We start from the raw sequence: 18,911 nt of genomic DNA, 5'->3' as shown, positions 1-18,911 counted from the left end.
ATGTATTCAAGCCAAATCGAAACCACATCCTGCGCGGTGACCAAGAAAGACACTTTCGCAAGAAATGTGCTGTTGAAAACGTTCGGATACATCGAAGACGCGGGTCTCACGCTTGTTGATCATGATGGACAAACACACCAATTGGGTGATCCCTCTGCCGAGTTGCATGCAGAAATCATCATTAAGCACCCAGGCTTTTATCAAAGACTTCTCACCGGCGGCAGCATTGGTGCAGCAGAAGCCTATGTCGATGGCTGGTGGGATTCCCCAGATCTTACCAATGTGATTCGTGTGTGTTGTCGAAACATGCCTGCGCTTGATCGCTTGGAAAGCAAGGTCGGGTGGCTCGCTGACATCGTGACCAAGATTGCGCATTGGAAGAACCGCAATACCAAAGAGAATTCACGAAACAACATTTCCGCACATTATGACCTGGGCAATGCGCTTTATGAGCAATTCCTAGACCAAGAAATGTTGTATTCGAGTGGTATTTACGAAGCGGAATCCGATTCGTTAGAGCAAGCGCAATTTCAAAAGATGGATCGTTTGTGCCGCCAGCTTGAATTGAAACCCACTGACCACTTGATCGAAATTGGTACAGGTTGGGGCGCGATGGCGATTCATGCGGCGAAACACTACGGATGCCGTGTGACCACCACAACGATTTCCAATGAGCAGTTTGAATGGGCGAAAAGCCGCGTTGAACAAGAAGGCTTGGAAGACAAGATCACCTTGCTCAAAGAAGATTACCGTGATCTTACGGGTGAATACGACAAGTTGGTATCCATCGAAATGATCGAGGCGGTCGGTAAACAGTACCTGACAACCTATATCCAGAAATGCCAATCGCTGCTCAAGCATGACGGCTTGATGGCAATCCAAGCCATCACCATCGCCGACCAACGTTATGACTACTACAGCAATAACGTGGACTTCATTCAGAAACACATCTTCCCAGGGGGCTTCCTGCCGTCCGTCAACGTGCTGCTCTCTCACTTCACACGCCACAGTGACTTGGTGGTGCGCGACTTGAAAGACATCGGGTTAGATTACGCAAAAACCCTTGAAGACTGGCATCAACGCTTTAACGAAAGCCAATCAGAATTGATGGCTCTGGGCTATGACGAGCGCTTTATTCGCTTGTGGCGCTACTACTTCTGCTACTGCGAAGGTGGCTTCCGCGAGCGCACGATCAGTACGGTGCAACTGGTCATGAGCCGTCCGGGCTGGAGAGAGTAATTGTGTGTCATTCACCCTAGTGTGAATGATGCGTTCTGAAACAACGGCATGGCCGAGAAAGGGGAACGTATGCGCGTCATTTTACTTTCGTTAGCGTTCAATGTGTTTTGGTTTGCCGCTGTCGTTGGACGTAGTGATTGGATCCCAGTGTTGGTGCTGTTGCTTATCGGGGCGCTGCTGTTGGATCGCGCCTTATACTGGGCAATGCCACTGTTTGCGGTAATTGGGATTGTCGGAGATAGCGTGCTTTCGCATTTGGGCATTCTGCAATTCCCGCATCCGCATTTGCCGCTTTGGCTTTGCCTAATGTGGGCTGGTTTTGCTTCCTACCTCTGGTTACTTCGCGATTGGTTGTTGTCGCAAAAGACGTGGATATTACTCGTTGCAGGCAGCGTAGGGGGAATGCTCAGTTACCTCGGCGGCGAGCGCTTAGGTGCAGTCACGTTCGGGGATCCTATCGAGAAGACGGCGCTGATTCTGTTTGGGATGTGGCTGATGTACACGCTGTTATTCCTCTCTATGCTCAGGGTGCTAACGAGAAAAACTAAGCCGGCTATTGATAACGATGCAGCGATGTCGCTGAAGAAATAGTGCCTGCGAAGAATAAGGATTGCACACTGATGACGTTAACCACTGCGATGATGAACAAACAAAGGTTGAGTAAGCCTTGGTCACGCCCAAAGGCTTTCTCTGCGCTGTGCTTGTTCATGGCGGCGCTAACAGCCTCATCGGCGTCTTTTGCAGACGTGAAGCCAACAGACGCGGTGCCAAAAGCGACTGAGGAACAATCTTCAACAACAAGCTCGAAAAGCGATTCGTGGGTGTGGTGGAAGCCTGTGGGCAATGCCACGCTAACGTGGGGCTTTTGGAAGATCTACGACAGCGAACTGCGTACCCCTAACGGCAAATACGTATCAGAGAGCAGCGAGCCACTGGCGTTGGTGATCACTTATAGCCGTGATATTGATGCTGAAGACTTGCTTGATGCGACGGTCGAGCAGTGGGAACACCTCGGATACAGCAAAAAACAGATTGATAGCTGGCTGCCCAGCATGAAGGGCGTGTGGCCGAACGTGAAAGAAGGGGATCGTTTGATTTATGTGCTTTCGAATCAAACGGGCCAGTTCTTTTATCAAGCATTGAATGAAGCGGCGAAACCGACAGGCTCATTGCGTGAAGCAGTCCTCGCCGAGGCATTCGCCAACATATGGCTTTCCCCGGATACCGCCTACCCAACACTCAGGCTCGCGCTGATTGGCGGCGACGCGTCAAACAGGAAATAAACATGAGAATAATAACACTTTTAAGCGCCATCTTTTTCGGGTTGGTGGGATGCTCCAGTTCCATCGATGACTACAAAACCACGTCACCAGCGTTCAATCTGTTTGAGTATTTTGACGGCGAAGTAAAAGCTTGGGGAATGGTTCAAGACTACTCAGGCATGGAAACCCGTCGCTTTGAAGTGATCATTCGAGGCACGGTGGAAGGCAATCAACTCACGTTAGATGAAGACTTTGATTTCGCTGACGGTGAAAAGCAAAAGCGCGTTTGGACGATCACGCAAAATGAAGACGGTTCATACCAAGGCACAGCGGGTGATGTTGTCGGTATTGCCACTGGACGTGAAGAAGGAAACGCACTGAATTGGGCGTATGATTTGAGCGTTGACGTTGGCGAAAGCAACTATGTACTAACGCTTGATGATTGGTTATACCGACAAGACGACAAGCGCGTGTTCAACCTCACCTCAATGAAGAAATTTGGCATTGAAGTAGGGCGCATTACCATTTTCTTTGAAAAGCAGTGACTAACCTTGTTGCCCTAGACATCTGATTTCCCAAATGGGCAACATATGGCACCGTAACCGATGCTAAGGGGTGAAGACCCCTTTTTCTTCCTCACTTATCTTTCACTCACTCATTCATATCACGCGTTTACCCACGTTTACCCAGCACCTCTTGCCATGCCAATAACGCGTTGAAGCGTCCAGCGCAGTAATAGCGGTATGTTTTCATCGTGATGTTGCTCTGTGTATTCAATGATGGCCAACGCTGCGTCTGGCTTCGCATACTTCTTCAACGCTTTATCAATGATCTTTTTGGGAGAAAGCTTTGTTTGCCCTTCCAAATGCGCCATTTTCCTGAATAGCGGCTCGTAGCCATTGTGATAGAGGTAATGCTCTATATCTCTGTCTGGTAACACCGTTAATCGATGATTCTCCTGATCGCCATTGAGCATATTGCGTGCGGAGTACGCGTATTTTTGCCCTGCCATGTCGCCATCCGCAATAAGGTGCCATTCAATACCAAGCTCGATTGCCAGCTTAATCAGCGGTTTTAAGCCACTTTGCGCAAACTCAATCAGCTGAACACCTTCAGCAGCCAAGTCGTAGCCTTGTAACCGCGCTAATTCGTTGAACAACCAGATTTCCGTTTCGCCTTCCACCAGTAGCCAACATCGCGCAAAGAGTGCGCTCGGGCGATGAATACGAACGTGGAATGACACTCGCCTCTCTTGATCTTTCGACAGCGCATCCGGTGACACCTGATGCGACACTGTGTGCGTAGACCCGCGTTCTAACCGTCGAATGCTTGCCAATGGGGCTGCAGAGAGGAGATCGCCACTGTTGGTGGTTAATATCTTTTGCATCGGCATCAATCGAATCAAACGCCATGCTTGGTTGAGCAATGTTGGGTGCAAACGGCTTTCGGGGTCTTCGAATATAACAATCGGGCGCGCATTCGCTTTAAGTTGCTTAGGTCCACGTGCGCGTACAAACGCGCTAAGTAAACCCATTAGCAACAGCCGACTTTGGTTCGAGGTATTTTTTGCCACATGTTCTAACGGGTGAATGTAGTTGGTTCGCATGTTGAGGTGGCGAGACGGCTCAACATCACAGGGGGAGCGATTGTGAGAGTCAAATGCAAAATAATGGTCGAGCAAAGTGCGCATGGCTTTAAGCCCGCTTCGCACTTCCCCTTTGTTCACGTGACCGGGTTTTTGCTGCAAGCGGCGCACGGTATTCTCTAGCCGCTTCTCTAAGCGTGTTTTGTTGCCATTTTGCAGTAGCTCAGCATCGCGTAACCGCCGCGCATCTTGCATCCGTATAATAGGGTGAAGCACCACAAGCTGGTGGGCGAGTTCTTCGTTGTTGTCGATATCAACGACATCGCCTCGTTCCGTCAGGAAATCACGATTGACGGTGATCTTCCCATCATCAAATTCCGCATTGATACGAAAATCAATGCGGCGCAGCCCCTCGGTATTCCCATTCCATACCTGAGAGAACTTCCTGTATCGCCTTGCCCTGTGTTCACCCGAATAACTTTCAAGCCATCGAAAGACAATGAGAATTTGGTTGGTTTGGGCATTGCCTAAGGTATGGTCGATATGAAAATCGGAACGTTGGAAGGGATAGGTTTCCCCTGTGGAAGGTAGGCAGAGTGTCAGTGCATCTAAAAGTGAACTTTTGCCCCAAGCATTTTCTCCAATGAGTACGGTAAGCTCATCAAGACTTAGCGATAGTCGACGAATGCCGCGAAACCCTGCTATTTCAATGCGATCTAACTTCATAGGCACCTCTCCTGTAAGAGTAAGACAGATAGAAGGCTTATGGCGATGTGTACATCACGAAATTTATGATTTGTTGTTGGAAAGTTGTTTTTTTTCAGTGAATTGTGACAGATTAAAATAAGTGTTTAACGCCGTTATGCACTGCTGTGAATAGAAATAGATAAAAGACAGGTCAACTCGCTATGGAGCAAATGATAAAAAATTAGCACCGTTTTGATAGAACCTCGAGCAATGCGGAGAGGCTCACTAAGAAGCCAGATTGGATCAAGAAGGTTTGAGTAAAAGCGAGTTCCAGAAGAGGGAGAAACAACAATGATATCTTTCGAAGCGCTGCAAGTATTGGACGCGATAGATCGAAAGGGAAGTTTTGCCGCTGCCGCAGATTCCTTAAACCGTGCGCCTTCATCCCTGAGTTATCAGGTGCAAAAGCTCGAGCAAGATTTAGATTTGGTGATTTTTGACCGTTCAGGTCATAAGGCTTCATTTACTGATGCGGGTAGGCTTCTGCTAGAACGGGGGCGCGTGCTGAGCAATGCCGCTGATGAGCTTGTCGCCGATGCGAAATCGTTAGCGCATGGATGGGAGTTAGACATCACCATCGCTTACGATGGCTTGCTCTCTGCGCGTCAATTTTTTCCAATTATCGATAAGCTAAGCCAAGAAGCGACGACGCGTGTAAGGTTACAGGAAGAAATTCTTGCAGGATCTTGGGAAGCATTAGAAGAAGATCGTGCTGATATACTGATTTGCCCAACGGCACCGAGCTACCCTCAAAGTTTGAAGGTGCACCCATTAGGGTTCACTGAAGGCCATTGGGTGGCACACGCAGATCATCCCATTCATAACGAAGCCAATCCTTATGATGCGGACACGCGACGTAAGTACCGTAGTATTTCGGTCGCAGATACCGCGCGCAATGCTAAAACCTATACCTTCAATATTTTGGATGAGCAGCCGCGATTAACCGTGTCTTCGATGGCGGAAAAGTATCATGCCATTCAAAAGGGGTTGGGGATTGGCACCATGCCAGATTGGTGGATACAAAAAGAGCTCGATAACGGTGAATTGAAAATCATCAAAGGGAGCGAGGTCTATCGCTTGGAGTGGGTGATGGCATGGAAGCGTAACCGCATGGGGAACGCGAAAAGCTGGATGATCCGTGAATTGCCGAAAGTACTAAAAGTGATTCAACCTCTACCAAAAGAATGAGTAGGCTGGAAACACCATCATAAATCAGCCGAACACGTGCTAAGCATTGTGTTCGGTTGTTTCGCTAAAACCTTTATGGAGCAACAAGATGATCCGACACATATTACTGGTAACCTTCAAACCAACTACGAATGAAGCTGATCTTGGAGAAATTCGTGAAGAGTTTGAATCAATGACAGAGCGTGTGGAAGGGGTTGTGTCCGTAGAGTGGGGTGAAAACGACAGCCCTGAAGGTAAAAACAAAGGGTATACCCATATTATTTTCATGACGTTTAATGATGAAGATGCTCGTCAGCGCTACCTTGTTGACCCTGAACATGATGCGCTTAAAGTGGTATTCGGCCCTCATATTGAAGACTTGATCGTGGTTGATTATACGCTTTAATATCAACTAACTACACGTTGTTACACTGTAACTTGAGTCGAGTGAATACCTGATTAAAAAAGGCTGCTAAGCAGCCTTTTTTGATTGAATGAAATGCGCCGCGCTACAACATCATGTCCATTTCCACAATGCCATCTTGCAACTGCACATCGATACTAAAACCGACTTTCTGAGCAAGGGCGATCATGCCAGCATTCGATGGCATTGTCATACCGTTGAACCGCTTTAATCCGCTGACACGGCCATAGTCGATGACTTTCTCCATCAGAATACGCCCTAAGCCAACACCTTTAAGATCAGAGCGTACCAACACGGCAAATTCAGCATCTGTGTGCTCTGGATTCGACAGCGCGCGCACCACGCCAAGAATGTCGTCTTCTTGCGTCTCTTCGTTTCTGTAAACGGCGACAAAGGCCATTTCACGGTCATAATCAATCTGTGTGAGGTTTGCTAACGCTTCATGGTTTAACTCGCCCACATCCGAGAAAAAGCGTTTGTACAAATCCTCAACGGAGACATGCTCGACGAAGGTCTTATGGTTAGGCTCATCTTCAGGAAGAATAGGGCGCAGTAACACGGGTCTGCCATCTCTCAGCGTAACGCGTTGTTCGAGTTCTTTCGGGTAAGGGCGAATCGCGAGGCGAGAATGTATGTCGTCCTCGTAGGGAGATAACTTGATAGACGCGTCCAATACGCGCAGTTCATCTCCAGACGCGAGCAGAGGGTGAATATCCAGCCCTGCAATTTGAGGGTAATCGATGATTATCTGTGACAACGTCACTAGAAAATGACAAAGTGCATTCACATCAAGGCTGTAAGGGTGACTGCGCTGCCGTAATTTCCCAGATTTAACCGCGCCTATTACCAAATAACGGGCCAGCGCCATGTTCAACGGCGGGATAGCGACGGCTGCATCGCGGTTTACATCCCATTCTGATCCCCCTTCACCCACCAAAATCACAGGCCCAAAAACAGGGTCGTGACGAACACAAACGCGTAACTCTTGCGCACCGGCGCGACTTGCCATGCTTTGGATCTGTAAGCCTTGAATGCGTGCGGTTGGGTAAGCCAAGGAAACGCGGTTCAACATGAGTTGAGCGGCATTGGCAACTTCCGTCGCGTTGTTCAGGTCCAGCATGACGCCATTCACGTCAGATTTATGTGGAATGTCGGGAGAGCGCAATTTCACCGCAACGGGATAACCGACTTGTTCGGTAATTTGCGCCGCTTCTGAGGGATCGGCTGCGAGCCATGTCGCCATGACATTGATGCCGTATTTCTCTAAGAAAGGACGCGCTTCATGAGTGGTTAATGTGGTCTGGTGGTTTTCCAGTGCTTGTTGAATCAGCGCATTGCCACCTTCAACGTCGTAATCAATTTGGCCGATGGATGTGGGTGTTTCCATCAGTTGTTTTTGGTTTCGGCGGTATTCGACCAAGTGCATGAAAGCCGTTACCGCACTTTCTGGTGTGCGATAGGCAGGGAATCCGCCATGTGCAAAGGCAAGCCTTGCCACGGTGGCGTCATCACTTTCTCCTTGCCAGTTGGTCAAGATGTTAAAGCGTTTCGCCCTTGGGTTGTTCTTTAAGGTTTCGATCAAGGCTTTCGCCGTGCTTAACCCTGGTGCGGTCACGGAGGGAGAATGCAAGATCAGCAGCGCATCCGCTTCATCGCTTTCCAGCAGTATCTCGGTCGCCTTTTGGTAACGTGTGGTGTCAGCATCACCCACGATGTCAATGGGGTTGCCGTGCGACCAGCTCACGGGGAGCACCTGATTGAGTTTCTCAATGGTTTCGTCACTGAGCACAGCGAGCTTTCCGCCCATTTCCACCAAGGTATCCACTGCCATAACGGCTGGGCCGCCGCCATTTGAAATGATGGCCAGACGTTCACCTCGAAGCGGCACAGAGTGTGAGAGGGTTTCTACTGCAGCGAACAGCTCGTGAGTTGTTCTTACGCGGAGCATCCCTGAACGGCGAATAGCGGCGTCATACGCGCCATCAAGGCCATGAGAGAACTCAGACAAATGAGGAAGTGCGCCAGCACCTTCGGGGGTTCGCCCACTTTTCAGCACCAGAACTCGACGGTTTCTCGATGCGGCTCGGGCGGCGGAAATAAATCGTCTCGCATCTTGAATGTTGTCGATATAGAGCAAAATCGCATCGGTTTTGCTTTCTCTGCTGAGGTAATCAAGTAATTCAGGGAAATCAATGTCACTGGCTTCACCTAGCGAGATGAAAGTAGAAAACCCAACACGACGGTTTTTCGCCCAGTCGAGGATCGTGGTACACACCGCGGCGGATTGGGAAACAAACGCAATGTTGCCGCGGTTCGCTGGAATAGGGGAAAACGACGCATTGAGGTTAATCCAAGGTTGGATCATCCCCAAACTGTTGGGGCCAATCACGCGCATGGCGTATTGTGAGGCGATATCGCGCATCACATCAAATTCAGTTTGTCCGTCTTCGTTTAGTGTTTTCTTCATGCCAGCCGCAAGGATGATGGCGACTTTGACGCCTTTTTCGCCAAGCTGGCGGATCAGCTCACTGTTTCTGCTCGCGTGGGTACAAAGCACAGCCATATCGGGCACAAGTGGGAGTTTTTCAATCGTAGGATACGCAAGGATGCCAGCCACTGCCTGATACTTGGGTGTAACGGGCATGATAGGGCCTTGAAAGCCACCGGATTGCAGATTTCTAATGATGATATTGCCTGCGCGGCCTAGAGTGTTAGACGCGCCGATAACAGCAATCGATTTGGGTTTGAATAGCGCATCGAGGTTGGTCATTTCCCTCTCCTGAAGAATCTTCAAGTTATTTAGGTATATTACCGTGTTTATTCAATGCTGCATGTCTCCAATAACCTGCCTGTGATCCACAGCGAAATAAGGGATATTTGACCAAGAAAGTGGATCATTGGTCGCACGCGATTTGTAGGGATGTGTGATACGTGGCAGATACTTGGGAGTGTTGCTGTCGTTAAGGTTGAATGAATCCAATGCTAGGGTCAGAATAAAAGACAGTGAGTCCTAAAAGTAGAATATTCATGAAGAAAATCTTTTCTGTCGCGCTGACCTTAGCGCTTGCCGGCTGTGCTGGTGGATCGAATACAACACAGTTGCTGCTGACGCAAAGCTCAGGGGCAGAGGTTATGCCTTTGTCTTCTACTGAGCCGTCGAATGTGGCACCTGAAGCCGTAAAACCGGCACCTAAGATGCCCGCAAAGGTTGAGCCTATGCCAAAACCTGCGCCTAAGGTTGCCGCGACTGCTACACCTAAGCCAATGGCTGCACCCGTGAAAGAAAAACCTATGGTAAAAAGTGCGAAGGCTGAAAAACCGATGATGGAAAAGCCAGCATCAACGTCATCGAAAAAATACACCATTCAGGTTATCGCGCTAAGCCATAACAAAGGTTTCACTGAGTACATGGATAAGTTGCCGTCTGACAAACCTGTGTGGTCAAACAAGAAAATGGTTGAAGGTTTGCCGTGGTATACGCTGCTTTATGGTGAGTTCCCATCAAAAGAAGCGGCAAAATCTGCTTTGAATGCGCTGCCGAAAAACATCAAAGAGTACGGGCCTTTTATTCGTTCGATCTCTTCCATCAAAAATTCGTCAACGCCTGATATGACGCGACTGAATTAAAGAGACCGAACTGGCTGATGTATCGGCGAGTTTAGGGGCGGAAGGAACCTAGAAAAAGAGAGCATATGCTCTCTTTTTTGTATTTATTCAGCGGTGTAATGATTTTGATGATGCAATGCGGCGCGTTTTTGAGCGATTGGACAGATTTTACAAGATAATTGATCTCGATTGGATGAAAGGTGGCAGGGGTTTGTCTACTATAGGCGGCTCACCTTCCATGTTATGCACCGGATTGTGCAGCAGAATTTTTGTTATCCCTAAACTGTTTTAGGGCGGAGTATGTAAGGTCATGAACCCAACTCAAGTATTACTACTGTGCGGCGGTGGCAGCGCAGAGCATGAAGTCTCCATGGTTTCCGCGAATTATCTCGAATCAGAGCTCTCGAAAATTGCTTCCGTCTCTGTCATTCGCGTCGAAATCACGAAAGACGAAGGATGGAAGGATGCAAATGGACAACCTTGCCGTCTAAACCTCGATAAAACCGTCAATGTAGGTGGTACAACGGTCGCGATTGATTATGTTGTTCCCTGCATTCACGGCTTCCCAGGCGAAACGGGCGACATTCAATCGCTGTTAACCTTATCGGGATTACCGTTCATGGGCTGTGATGCGTCAGCAAGCATTGTCTGTTTCAATAAAATCACATCAAAGCTGTGGTTTGACGCGATTGGTATTCCAAACACGCCGTACATTTTCTTAACGGACAACAACGAAGAAAGTGTGGCGAAAGCAGAAGAAGCCTTTGATCTTTGGGGCGCTATCTTTGTGAAAGCTGCGTGTCAGGGGTCATCTGTCGGTTGTTACAAAGTCACGGACAAAGCGGCAGTGAAACAGGCTGTTGAAGATGCGTTCACCTTCTCTCACAAAGTGCTCATTGAAAAATCTGTGCGCCCGCGTGAGCTTGAAATTGCGGCGTATCACTTTAATGGCGACGTGGTCGTGACTAACCCAGGCGAGATCTGTGCACCTGAAGATACGTTCTACACGTATGAAGAAAAGTACAGCACATCAAGCCACAGTTTGACGACGGTAACGCCGGATAACTTAACGGAAGAAAACATTGCGAAGATGCGTGAGTATGCGGAAAGGGCCTTTGTGCATTTGAAGCTGAAAGATTTGTCGCGTATCGATTTCTTCCTGACGGACGAAGGTGACGTGCTATTGAATGAAATCAATACCTTCCCTGGTATGACGCCAATCTCTATGTTCCCTAAACTGGTAGAACATAATGGCCATGTTTTTGCCGACTATTTAGAAAGCTGCATTAAAAGCGGAATTGCTGCGAACTAATCCAGTTCGATCTTTCGTTTCAGCTTGTCCATAGCCTCGTCTCTTGCCTGCTTATTACCCACGTATTGAGCTGGCATAGCGGGGCTTTTCCATCTTCCCTGTTGCTGAATTTCCTTAATCGACAATCCTGCTTGCGACAAATCTTGGCTTGCCCCAACGCGCGGCGACTGGCCCGAAAACGTGAACGTATTCTCTTCTCCCAATTCACTGGCCGCCCGTCGAAACACACGATAGATGGAAGAGTGGTCCATGGGCGTTTCACCAAGCTGTTCGTGCTTATTGATGCCGCGTAAGAGTGGGCCATCGACGATGCCTGAGGTCAATAACCAGCGCTCTATCAAATCGCCTGCTTGTTCACTCAGCGCAATGACATGCTCGCCGACATTCAGCACAAAGCCGCTGTCCGTCTTTTGTGGCGCATCATAGGACAAAGCGGAAAGCTCACTGCGTTTAAGCATGCCTTCGAAACACAGCGTCCAAATCAACAGGTCACGAATGTCTTTTAAGCGATCGCTGTCGCTGAGTTTTTCGTGCAGGGCATTGAGATGTTCGAGATGGAATGCCGTCGCTTGACCTGCATCATCCGCTTTCTCGCGATAGAGCTTATTGAGGGTAAATCTCACTTCGCGGTGTTTGGTGGGATCAGGGCAGGCATGAACACGGTGAATCATTGAAATAGTGATGATGTAGCGCTTAATGCTCGCCGCTTTACGCGTCTTAGCCGCTCGTTCGATGAAGCGCCTGACGGCAGTAACAGCCGCGGGAAGGGGTGAGACGTTGTGCTCGCGACAAAAGCCGAGAAACGTTTCCCAATCATTCTGAAAGCTCAACAAGGAATTGTGGCTGTATGCACCATTCGCGATCGCTTTCCACGTGTCGAGCGACACATCGCTTTTACGAAATGTCGTCATGCTTGCTTTGATGTCATCGGGCTCGGTAAGCGCTTGTATCTTCTTCATGTCATAACGCACTATAACTTATGTATTACTAACAACATTAGCACAGATAGGGGGGATTTAAAGCGTATTCCTGTTAATTCGAACGCATATGGATAAAACACCACAGAATCGTCATCAACCAGGAAATTTGGCATTGCAATAAAAACTGGTCTAATTTGTGACTAATAACAATAAATGTGTCGTATGTTTCACATAATTAACGATTTAGGGTGAGTCTTTTGAAAAAGCGTCTCTACCATCGCGGTTACAACGTAGAACTTGCTGATGACAAAACAGAAGAATACAGTGCTCGTGTGGGCGGGAAGCGCATTTTGGGTTCACTGCTTGGTGTTAAACAGTCAATAGACTGGTGGTGTGATACCAATATCCTTCGTGAGCCGAATGATTTTGATAAACAAGATTTCGAGGACGCGAAGAACAAGAAACAAGAAGAGTACAAAGGCATTCAAATCATGAATGATGCCGAAGAAGATGACAAAGCATGGTACATGATCATCAAAGGCAACCTCCTCAAAGGCTCGTTGCCTGCACTCAAGCAATTTATTGATAAAAATGTCGTTACAAAGCCGTAACTGCTCGCAAATATTTGTCTAATTGTGAACCAATTAGACAAATATTTGATTGGTAAACTCCAATAGATATCGTCAATACACCCGCAATTTATTAAAATCCTGCCATAAGTAAAATATTACACATCTAACAAAGGTCAGCATGAAGAAGCGGTTCACGCATCGTGGGCATACCATCGAAAGCCGTGATGAGATTTACTCATCAAATGTGGGTGGAAAAAGTGTATCTGGCAGTCTGCTAGGCGTTAAACAATGCATCGATTGGTGGTGCGACACGCGTATTTTCCGTCGTCCTGCTGAGTTTGAACGCCAAGGTTTTAAAACGGCGGCATCGCGCTCTTCTGAAAGCTACAAAGGCTTTCAAATCATGAGTGATGAAAAGCAGCCTGGGCTTTGGTACATGCTCGTCCGTGGTCAACTGTTAAAAGGGCCTCTGCCAAAGCTAAAGCAGTTTATCGATCAAAACTCGCTTTCTCGCTAAACAAGTGCCGTTACAGCACTTGTAAACAAAGCGATTGGATTTAAAGGCATTCCCGAAAGTGAATGCCTTTTGTTTTCTGTATATACAGACAGGAAACATTTGATACCATAATGCCAAATTGACACGTCATAGAGTGAATGATGAACGACGATAACAGCCGCTTGGTTTTTTCTACGGAAACTGGGCGAATTAAAGAAGAGAAGCAAGCACCTCAGCGTGAGAAAGGCGACGGGATTGTTCGCATTCAACGCCAAACCAAAGGCCGCAAGGGCAAAGGTGTGTGTTTAGTAACAGGCCTCGACTTAGACGACACGCAGCTGAAGTTGGTGGCGGCTGAATTGAAGAAAGTGTGCGGCTGTGGCGGCGCAGTGAAAGATGGCGTGATTGAAATTCAAGGTGACAAGCGCGATCAAATCAAAGCGTACCTTGAGAAGAAAGGCCATACCGTTAAGCTAGCTGGCGGTTAAGCGCACAGCGTGTTGGTTTCGTTTGGCGGCTTGCTTGGTTGAACGAATACAATCAGACATAAAAAAAGAGATGCCATTTGGCATCTCTTTTTCGTTTTAGGTTATGCATTGCAAGAGGGGGTGCAATTAACCTTTAAAGCGTGCGATTGCACCGCTGTCCAAACGTGCAAGGTAGTCTTGCATGTCGACTTTGATTTCTGGAACAAGACGGTATAGACCGATGATGTTCACCAATGCCATTGCAAAGATCATTGCATCAGAGAAGTCGATAACTGGACCAAGGTTCATAGATGCACCGATCACTACGAAGCAGCAGAACATGATTTTGAAAATCATCTCAGCGCGCTTGCTCTCACCGAATAGGTAAGTCCATGCTTTCAGGCCGTAGTAAGACCAAGAAATCATGGTAGAGAAAGCAAACAGAACAACAGCGATTGCAAGAATCAGTGGGAACCAAGAAATTGCGCTTCCGAATGCTGCAGAAGTCAGTTCAACACCTGTCAGTGTTTGACCATCGTGCAATTGACCGGTGATGATGATAACCAAGGCAGTCATCGTACAGATAACAACGGTATCGATGAACGGTTCAAGCAGAGATACGAAACCTTCTGACATGTGTTCTTTGGTTTTTACTGCTGCGTGAGCAATTGCCGCCGAACCAACACCCGCTTCGTTCGAGAACGCTGCACGTTTGAAACCTTGAATCATCGCACCAATGATACCACCGGCAACACCTTCGCCAGTAAACGCACCATTGAAGATAGCTGCAAACGCATCACCAACAGAACCTAGGTTCAGAAGGATGATGATCATAGCAGCACCCACGTAGACAACAGCCATTAGTGGTACAACTTTCTCGGTTACTTTCGCGATCGACTTGATACCGCCGATGATTACTACACCTACGATGACAGCCATGATAAGACCGAACAACCAGCCTTTATCTGCGAAGAAAGACATGTCGCCGCCAGTTACACCAACCACTTGCTTAAACGCTTGGTTAGCCTGGAACATGTTACCGCCACCCAGTGCACCGCCTACTGCACAAACTGAGAACAAAACGGCTAGAGTACGGCCGAGTGCTGGGTTACCACGGTTAGCCAGACCTTTGCTCAGGTAGTACATTGGACCACCTGACACTGAACCGTCTGGGTTCGTGTTACGGTATTTAACACCTAGAGCACACTCTACGAACTTCGTAGACATACCTAGAAGACCTGCAAGGATCATCCAGAAGGTTGCACCTGCACCACCGATGGAGATTGCGACTGCAACACCTGCGATGTTACCAAGACCAACAGTACCAGACAGTGCCGTAGCAAGTGCTTGGAAGTGTGATACTTCACCTGGCTCTTTAGGGTCTGTGTAGTCACCTTTAACAAGGCGGATAGCGTGAGTGAAACCACGAACGTTGATGAAACCGAGGTAGAGAGTGAAGATGACAGCTGCGACTACGAGCCAAAGCACAATCCATGGCGCTTGCGTATCTGTGAAGGGAAGGGGAATGGTTGAGAAAATCATACCCACGAATGGGTTTACTATTGGGGCAACAATTTCATTAATTTGCTCATCGATCCCTGCAGTTGCAGAGCTCGCAAATAACGAAAGGCCAAGCATCGTCATTAAACGCTTCATTTACCGAGTCCTTTTCAGTTTTTTTGCTTTATATGTATTTCCTACCGAACCGTAACCATGTAACAGGAATGTTAACATTTGTTACGTTGCGGATTATTCCATTTATAAACATATTTGCAATATTTTTCGATGTGCAGATTCTTCATTTTTTATAAGTAGATATAAGGCTCACACTTTTCTCGAATATCAATCTGTAAATATATATATCAGTAAACATTGGGAATGGCTTTATATGTGTGCATGCCTTGCACAGTAAATAGTGCAGTCGAGTGTTTGAATTTACTTTGAGTGCTTAAAAGCCTTTATATACGAGGCCTGCAAGGGATGTTGTGAAAATGTAAAATTGTACTTAGTTGCACCAATAAAAACCCTATTGCTTAAGGGTTTAATGACACTTTCTCTTTAGTGATTCCTGTCTTAAATATAAAGCAAATGTAATTTAATAAGAAAATAGCACCATAACTAGAAAAGTATTAGTGATATATATATAACGACATTCTCACAAATGAGTCATGCAACATGGTCCATATTTAAACTAGCGGGTATAAGATATATCTTTTGTTTATATAATGGCATTTGTATACATTTCGCAATGTAATGAATTTAAATTCGAGACATTGGAATAGATATTCACAATCTAATGTTTGGTGATGGCGAGAATGAAAAAAACTCCACTAAAAGGGTTAACCGGACGATATCTATTTGTTGTCTCTTGCCTTGTCCTGACTCTCTCCGTCGCTTTTGTCTTGCTTAAAAAACGCCAATGCTCGGAAGAAAGAATCCTTATCGATTACCTTTATGTGCTCGCCCCCATCGCATTGGAGATGGTAAAAGTACAAAGTTCTCTCATCGATAGTGGTTCGCAGATTTTAACTCCAACTCAGTTTTTAAGCTTGGAAGAAAGCTTAGCGAGGGACTTGAAGAAGCAATCGTATTTGTTCGACCGTGAACAGTTAGCCATGAAGATTGAGATAGTGAGAGAAAACGTTAACCATCAGCCACATAGCGAACTCTACCGTTTTGGCGATAATGACTGCGAGCCTCACCACCAGTTAAGAGAACAGATCGAGCAGATGCACACGACGCTGCGATATCATTCTGATATGACGAACCAGTACCAAGTCACGCTGTGTTATGTCGACATGCATGATCAACATACTCGCGCGAGCGCATCGTCATTGCCAGTGTTTGATGCACCGTAGGGTTTGTTAGCGCTACGCCTTGTAACGTCTTCGCCTCTCAGATTCTCTTGTTGCCTTCTTTATCTATTTTTCTACTTTCTTCTCTGTCTGCATTTTTCTCCTCTTATCTCTATACGACGGCGCCTATCTGCAATATTGCCTCGCGTTGGTTTCGAAGCGTGGCGTACGCATGAATATGCCTACGCGACAAATGACGCTTTACAATGCGACAAATGGCGCTCATAATTTAACCATTGGTATTTGGAGGTGTGTATGTATGCAGAACAGCTAGTATCGCTTGGCCTTGTAAAGAAAGGGCAAGTGATCAACCAAGACACAGAGTTGGACATTATTCGACACGGCTTGTCAGTGAAGCATGCACGCAAAGTGATGAAAGACATGGCCATGAGCAGCGGCGAGTGGGTTGGCTTGATCGGTTTAAGCCCGCGCAGTTTGCAGCGCAAAAGTGACTCTGACTTACTCACGCCATCGCAATCTGAGAAAACCTTGGCAATCCGCCGTGTGGTTGATTTAGCCGTCGATTACTACGGGAGTCGGCCTGTTGCGTTGGATTGGTTGAAAACGCCGCAAGTGGCGTTCGGTGGGAAAGCCGCCGTTGATTACTTAGATACCAACACAGGCATTCAATATGTCGAAACCATCCTGAACCGCCTCATGCATGGCATGACCGCATAATGGAAGTATTCCGCCTTTCCGTAAAACGCTATGCCGATTTAACGGGAACTGGCGGCATGTTTGGTTCAGGGCGTTGGCACCAGAAAGGTCAGCCGATTCTGTATACCGCAGGCTCACGTTCATTGTCAGCACTCGAACGTTTCGTGCATGAAAGCCCAGTGCAAATGCCGCAATTGGTGATGATGACCATCTATATTCCTGATGACATTGCCATGATTCGCGTGAGCGAAAAAGAACTGCCAGAAGGGTGGGATGCCGTGCCAGATGCGGATGTGTCACGACGTTATGGTACAGAGTGGCTACAAAGCATGAGCACGCCCGTGATCCAGCTTCCTTCCGCCATTATTGCCAGCGAATACAACTTCCTGATTAACCCTATGCACCCAGAAAGCCGTGCCATTAAAATCATTGATGAACGTGATTTTTATTACGATAGCCGCCTAAAGCGCATGATGCGATAAGGCAAGCAAAGGCTTTACACTCAAACATTCCCAAACGCGCTATCTCAAGCGCCTTTCCAAAAGCCCATCAATCGCAGCCCCAATTACCACCTTACAAACTGGTGAACGTTTTCGCTGTCGATGAGTTCGGTGGGGATCAGTTTATGTGTGTTGGATAACACACCGTTCTGACGAATTTGATGCCCAATTCTGACGGCTTCACGGCTCATTCGATCTGGAAACTGCGTGGCCGTTGCTAGCCACCATTGACGTTTTTGTTGCAAGGCTTCGCGCACCTTTGGGCTGCCATCAACGGACACCAATACGGCATCTGCGCCTGCTTGTTTTAAGGCTTGCTCCGCGCCCAGTGCTGAAGGGTCATTGATCGCGAACACACCGTCGATGCGTTCAAAGGCTTGAAGTGCATAAGCCATGGTTTCAAGCCCACCTTCGTAACTGCCTGTCGCGTTTAATTCGTCTGAAAGAATGCTTACTTCCGTGCCTGACAGCGCGCGTTTGCAGCCTTCAACACGTTCAATCACGGAAGAAACCGCAGGGCCATTCAATATGACGATGTCGCCCTGATTATCAAGGTGTTCCGCTAAGCGTTGGCAAGCAATTTCACCCGCTTGTACATTGTCTGTTGTGATGCTGGCTGACGAACCCATGGCATGTGCATCAACGGCGATCACGGGAATGTTCTGGCTGATCGCGCGTTGTATGGTCGGTTTCAGTCGGTGCTCATCGGATGCCACCAAGAAAATCATGTCAGCACCTTCTGCAATGAACTCCGCCAATTGGCGTTCTTGGCGCTCAAACATATGGCCGCTTGAACGCACCAACAAATGCGGTGGCTCACCATAAATCACCGTTAATTCATCGCGAATACTTCGCACCATGGTCACGAAAAAAGGGTTGCTCAGGTCAAACACGCTGATACCGACAGTCACTTTTTCTTTGAAAGCAAAGCCTGTGGTGATGGATTCCGATGTTGCTTGGGCAGGGGGCATGAAAGCCAACAGCAAAGCAATGAAAACGCCAAATCGGTTTAAACAGTGCTTCATGTTGGCTTCCTTATCTCTTTGATATTTATGCGCTAGTCGTGCCTTTTTCGGCGAGTAACAAGAGCGAAATCCATTCG

General features: G+C 47.5%; 19 protein-coding genes. 14 read left to right on the top strand and 5 right to left on the bottom strand.

Going from position 1 to position 18,911, the window contains the following annotated elements; genetic code table 11:
* The 4 genes from EQP46_RS00800 to EQP46_RS00785 all read left to right on the top strand — a co-directional run bounded on the left by EQP46_RS00800 (nt 1) and on the right by EQP46_RS00785 (nt 3,046).
* Nucleotides 1-1,239 carry an SAM-dependent methyltransferase gene (locus tag EQP46_RS00800; protein ID WP_129491830.1) on the top strand — a complete coding sequence of 413 codons (1,239 nt, stop codon included), beginning with the start codon at nt 1-3 and terminating at the stop codon, nt 1,237-1,239.
* Between the two features lie 69 nt (nt 1,240-1,308).
* Nucleotides 1,309-1,830 carry a DUF2878 domain-containing protein gene (locus tag EQP46_RS00795; protein WP_129491829.1) on the top strand — a complete coding sequence of 174 codons (522 nt, stop codon included), beginning with the start codon at nt 1,309-1,311 and terminating at the stop codon, nt 1,828-1,830.
* A 29-nt stretch (nt 1,831-1,859) separates the two neighbouring features.
* Nucleotides 1,860-2,522 carry a chalcone isomerase family protein gene (locus EQP46_RS00790; RefSeq protein WP_129491828.1) on the top strand — a complete coding sequence of 221 codons (663 nt, stop codon included), beginning with the start codon at nt 1,860-1,862 and terminating at the stop codon, nt 2,520-2,522.
* 2 nt (nt 2,523-2,524) lie between these two features.
* Complete coding sequence (locus EQP46_RS00785; RefSeq protein WP_129491827.1) at nt 2,525-3,046, top strand: DUF3833 domain-containing protein; 522 nt, start codon at nt 2,525-2,527, stop codon at nt 3,044-3,046.
* A 137-nt stretch (nt 3,047-3,183) separates the two neighbouring features.
* Here the strand turns inward: EQP46_RS00785 and EQP46_RS00780 are convergent, their stop codons facing one another.
* The gene (locus tag EQP46_RS00780) at nt 3,184-4,812 is read right to left on the bottom strand and encodes a DUF2813 domain-containing protein (protein ID WP_129491826.1); all 1,629 of its coding nucleotides are present in this window, start codon (nt 4,810-4,812) and stop codon (nt 3,184-3,186) included.
* Between the two features lie 312 nt (nt 4,813-5,124).
* Here EQP46_RS00780 and EQP46_RS00775 point away from each other — a divergent pair, with 312 nt between their 5' ends.
* Nucleotides 5,125-6,021, top strand: coding sequence for a LysR family transcriptional regulator (locus tag EQP46_RS00775; protein WP_129491825.1), 897 nt, complete (start codon nt 5,125-5,127; stop codon nt 6,019-6,021).
* 88 nt (nt 6,022-6,109) lie between these two features.
* Nucleotides 6,110-6,406: a Dabb family protein gene (locus tag EQP46_RS00770; RefSeq protein WP_017011081.1), complete on the top strand. Its 297-nt coding sequence runs from the start codon at nt 6,110-6,112 to the stop codon at nt 6,404-6,406.
* 103 nt (nt 6,407-6,509) lie between these two features.
* Here EQP46_RS00770 and EQP46_RS00765 read toward each other — a convergent pair whose 3' ends face one another.
* A complete protein-coding gene (locus tag EQP46_RS00765) occupies nt 6,510-9,194 on the bottom strand; it encodes a bifunctional acetate--CoA ligase family protein/GNAT family N-acetyltransferase (protein WP_129491824.1) in 2,685 nt (894 codons plus the stop codon).
* 257 nt (nt 9,195-9,451) lie between these two features.
* Between EQP46_RS00765 and EQP46_RS24375 the strand changes: the two genes are divergently transcribed.
* Nucleotides 9,452-10,051: an SPOR domain-containing protein gene (locus EQP46_RS24375; protein WP_240671580.1), complete on the top strand. Its 600-nt coding sequence runs from the start codon at nt 9,452-9,454 to the stop codon at nt 10,049-10,051.
* A 289-nt stretch (nt 10,052-10,340) separates the two neighbouring features.
* Entirely contained in the window at nt 10,341-11,342 is a 1,002-nt protein-coding gene (locus EQP46_RS00750; RefSeq protein ID WP_129491822.1) for a D-alanine--D-alanine ligase, read from the top strand.
* On the opposite strand, the gene EQP46_RS00745 is transcribed toward EQP46_RS00750, so the two are convergent.
* A complete protein-coding gene (locus tag EQP46_RS00745; RefSeq protein WP_129491821.1) occupies nt 11,339-12,301 on the bottom strand; it encodes a tyrosine-type recombinase/integrase in 963 nt (320 codons plus the stop codon). The two genes, EQP46_RS00750 and EQP46_RS00745, sit on opposite strands and share 4 nt — an antisense overlap.
* Nucleotides 12,302-12,519: 218 nt before the next feature.
* Here EQP46_RS00745 and EQP46_RS00740 point away from each other — a divergent pair, with 218 nt between their 5' ends.
* The 3 genes from EQP46_RS00740 to yciH all read left to right on the top strand — a co-directional run bounded on the left by EQP46_RS00740 (nt 12,520) and on the right by yciH (nt 13,818).
* A complete protein-coding gene (locus EQP46_RS00740) occupies nt 12,520-12,873 on the top strand; it encodes a DUF3319 domain-containing protein (protein ID WP_129491820.1) in 354 nt (117 codons plus the stop codon).
* Between the two features lie 139 nt (nt 12,874-13,012).
* On the top strand, nt 13,013-13,351 hold the full coding sequence (locus EQP46_RS00735) for a DUF3319 domain-containing protein (RefSeq protein ID WP_129491819.1): 339 nt from the start codon (nt 13,013-13,015) through the stop codon (nt 13,349-13,351).
* A gap of 140 nt (nt 13,352-13,491) precedes the next feature.
* Nucleotides 13,492-13,818 carry a stress response translation initiation inhibitor YciH gene (yciH, locus tag EQP46_RS00730; protein WP_129492166.1) on the top strand — a complete coding sequence of 109 codons (327 nt, stop codon included), beginning with the start codon at nt 13,492-13,494 and terminating at the stop codon, nt 13,816-13,818.
* A 126-nt stretch (nt 13,819-13,944) separates the two neighbouring features.
* Here yciH and EQP46_RS00725 read toward each other — a convergent pair whose 3' ends face one another.
* On the bottom strand, nt 13,945-15,453 hold the full coding sequence (locus tag EQP46_RS00725) for an alanine/glycine:cation symporter family protein (protein ID WP_129491818.1): 1,509 nt from the start codon (nt 15,451-15,453) through the stop codon (nt 13,945-13,947).
* 659 nt (nt 15,454-16,112) lie between these two features.
* On the opposite strand from EQP46_RS00725, the gene EQP46_RS00720 reads away from it, so the two are divergent.
* The 3 genes from EQP46_RS00720 (at nt 16,113) to EQP46_RS00710 (ending at nt 17,791) form a co-directional block, all read left to right on the top strand.
* Entirely contained in the window at nt 16,113-16,655 is a 543-nt protein-coding gene (locus EQP46_RS00720; protein ID WP_240671576.1) for a hypothetical protein, read from the top strand.
* 252 nt (nt 16,656-16,907) lie between these two features.
* Complete coding sequence (gene parS, locus EQP46_RS00715) at nt 16,908-17,330, top strand: type II RES/Xre toxin-antitoxin system antitoxin (RefSeq protein WP_129491816.1); 423 nt, start codon at nt 16,908-16,910, stop codon at nt 17,328-17,330.
* A complete protein-coding gene (locus EQP46_RS00710) occupies nt 17,330-17,791 on the top strand; it encodes an RES family NAD+ phosphorylase (protein WP_129491815.1) in 462 nt (153 codons plus the stop codon). The genes parS and EQP46_RS00710 overlap by 1 nt, the downstream gene beginning before the upstream one ends.
* A gap of 83 nt (nt 17,792-17,874) precedes the next feature.
* On the opposite strand, the gene EQP46_RS00705 is transcribed toward EQP46_RS00710, so the two are convergent.
* Nucleotides 17,875-18,834, bottom strand: a complete 960-nt coding sequence (locus EQP46_RS00705; protein WP_129491814.1) for a substrate-binding domain-containing protein — start codon at nt 18,832-18,834, stop codon at nt 17,875-17,877.
* Nucleotides 18,835-18,911: the final 77 nt, after the last annotated feature.

This window comes from Enterovibrio baiacu, assembly GCF_004120195.1.
Classification (GTDB): Bacteria; Pseudomonadota; Gammaproteobacteria; order Enterobacterales; family Vibrionaceae; genus Enterovibrio; species Enterovibrio baiacui.
Note: the sequence above shows the minus strand (reverse complement) of the source record. Positions and strands in the feature narration are given on the sequence as shown.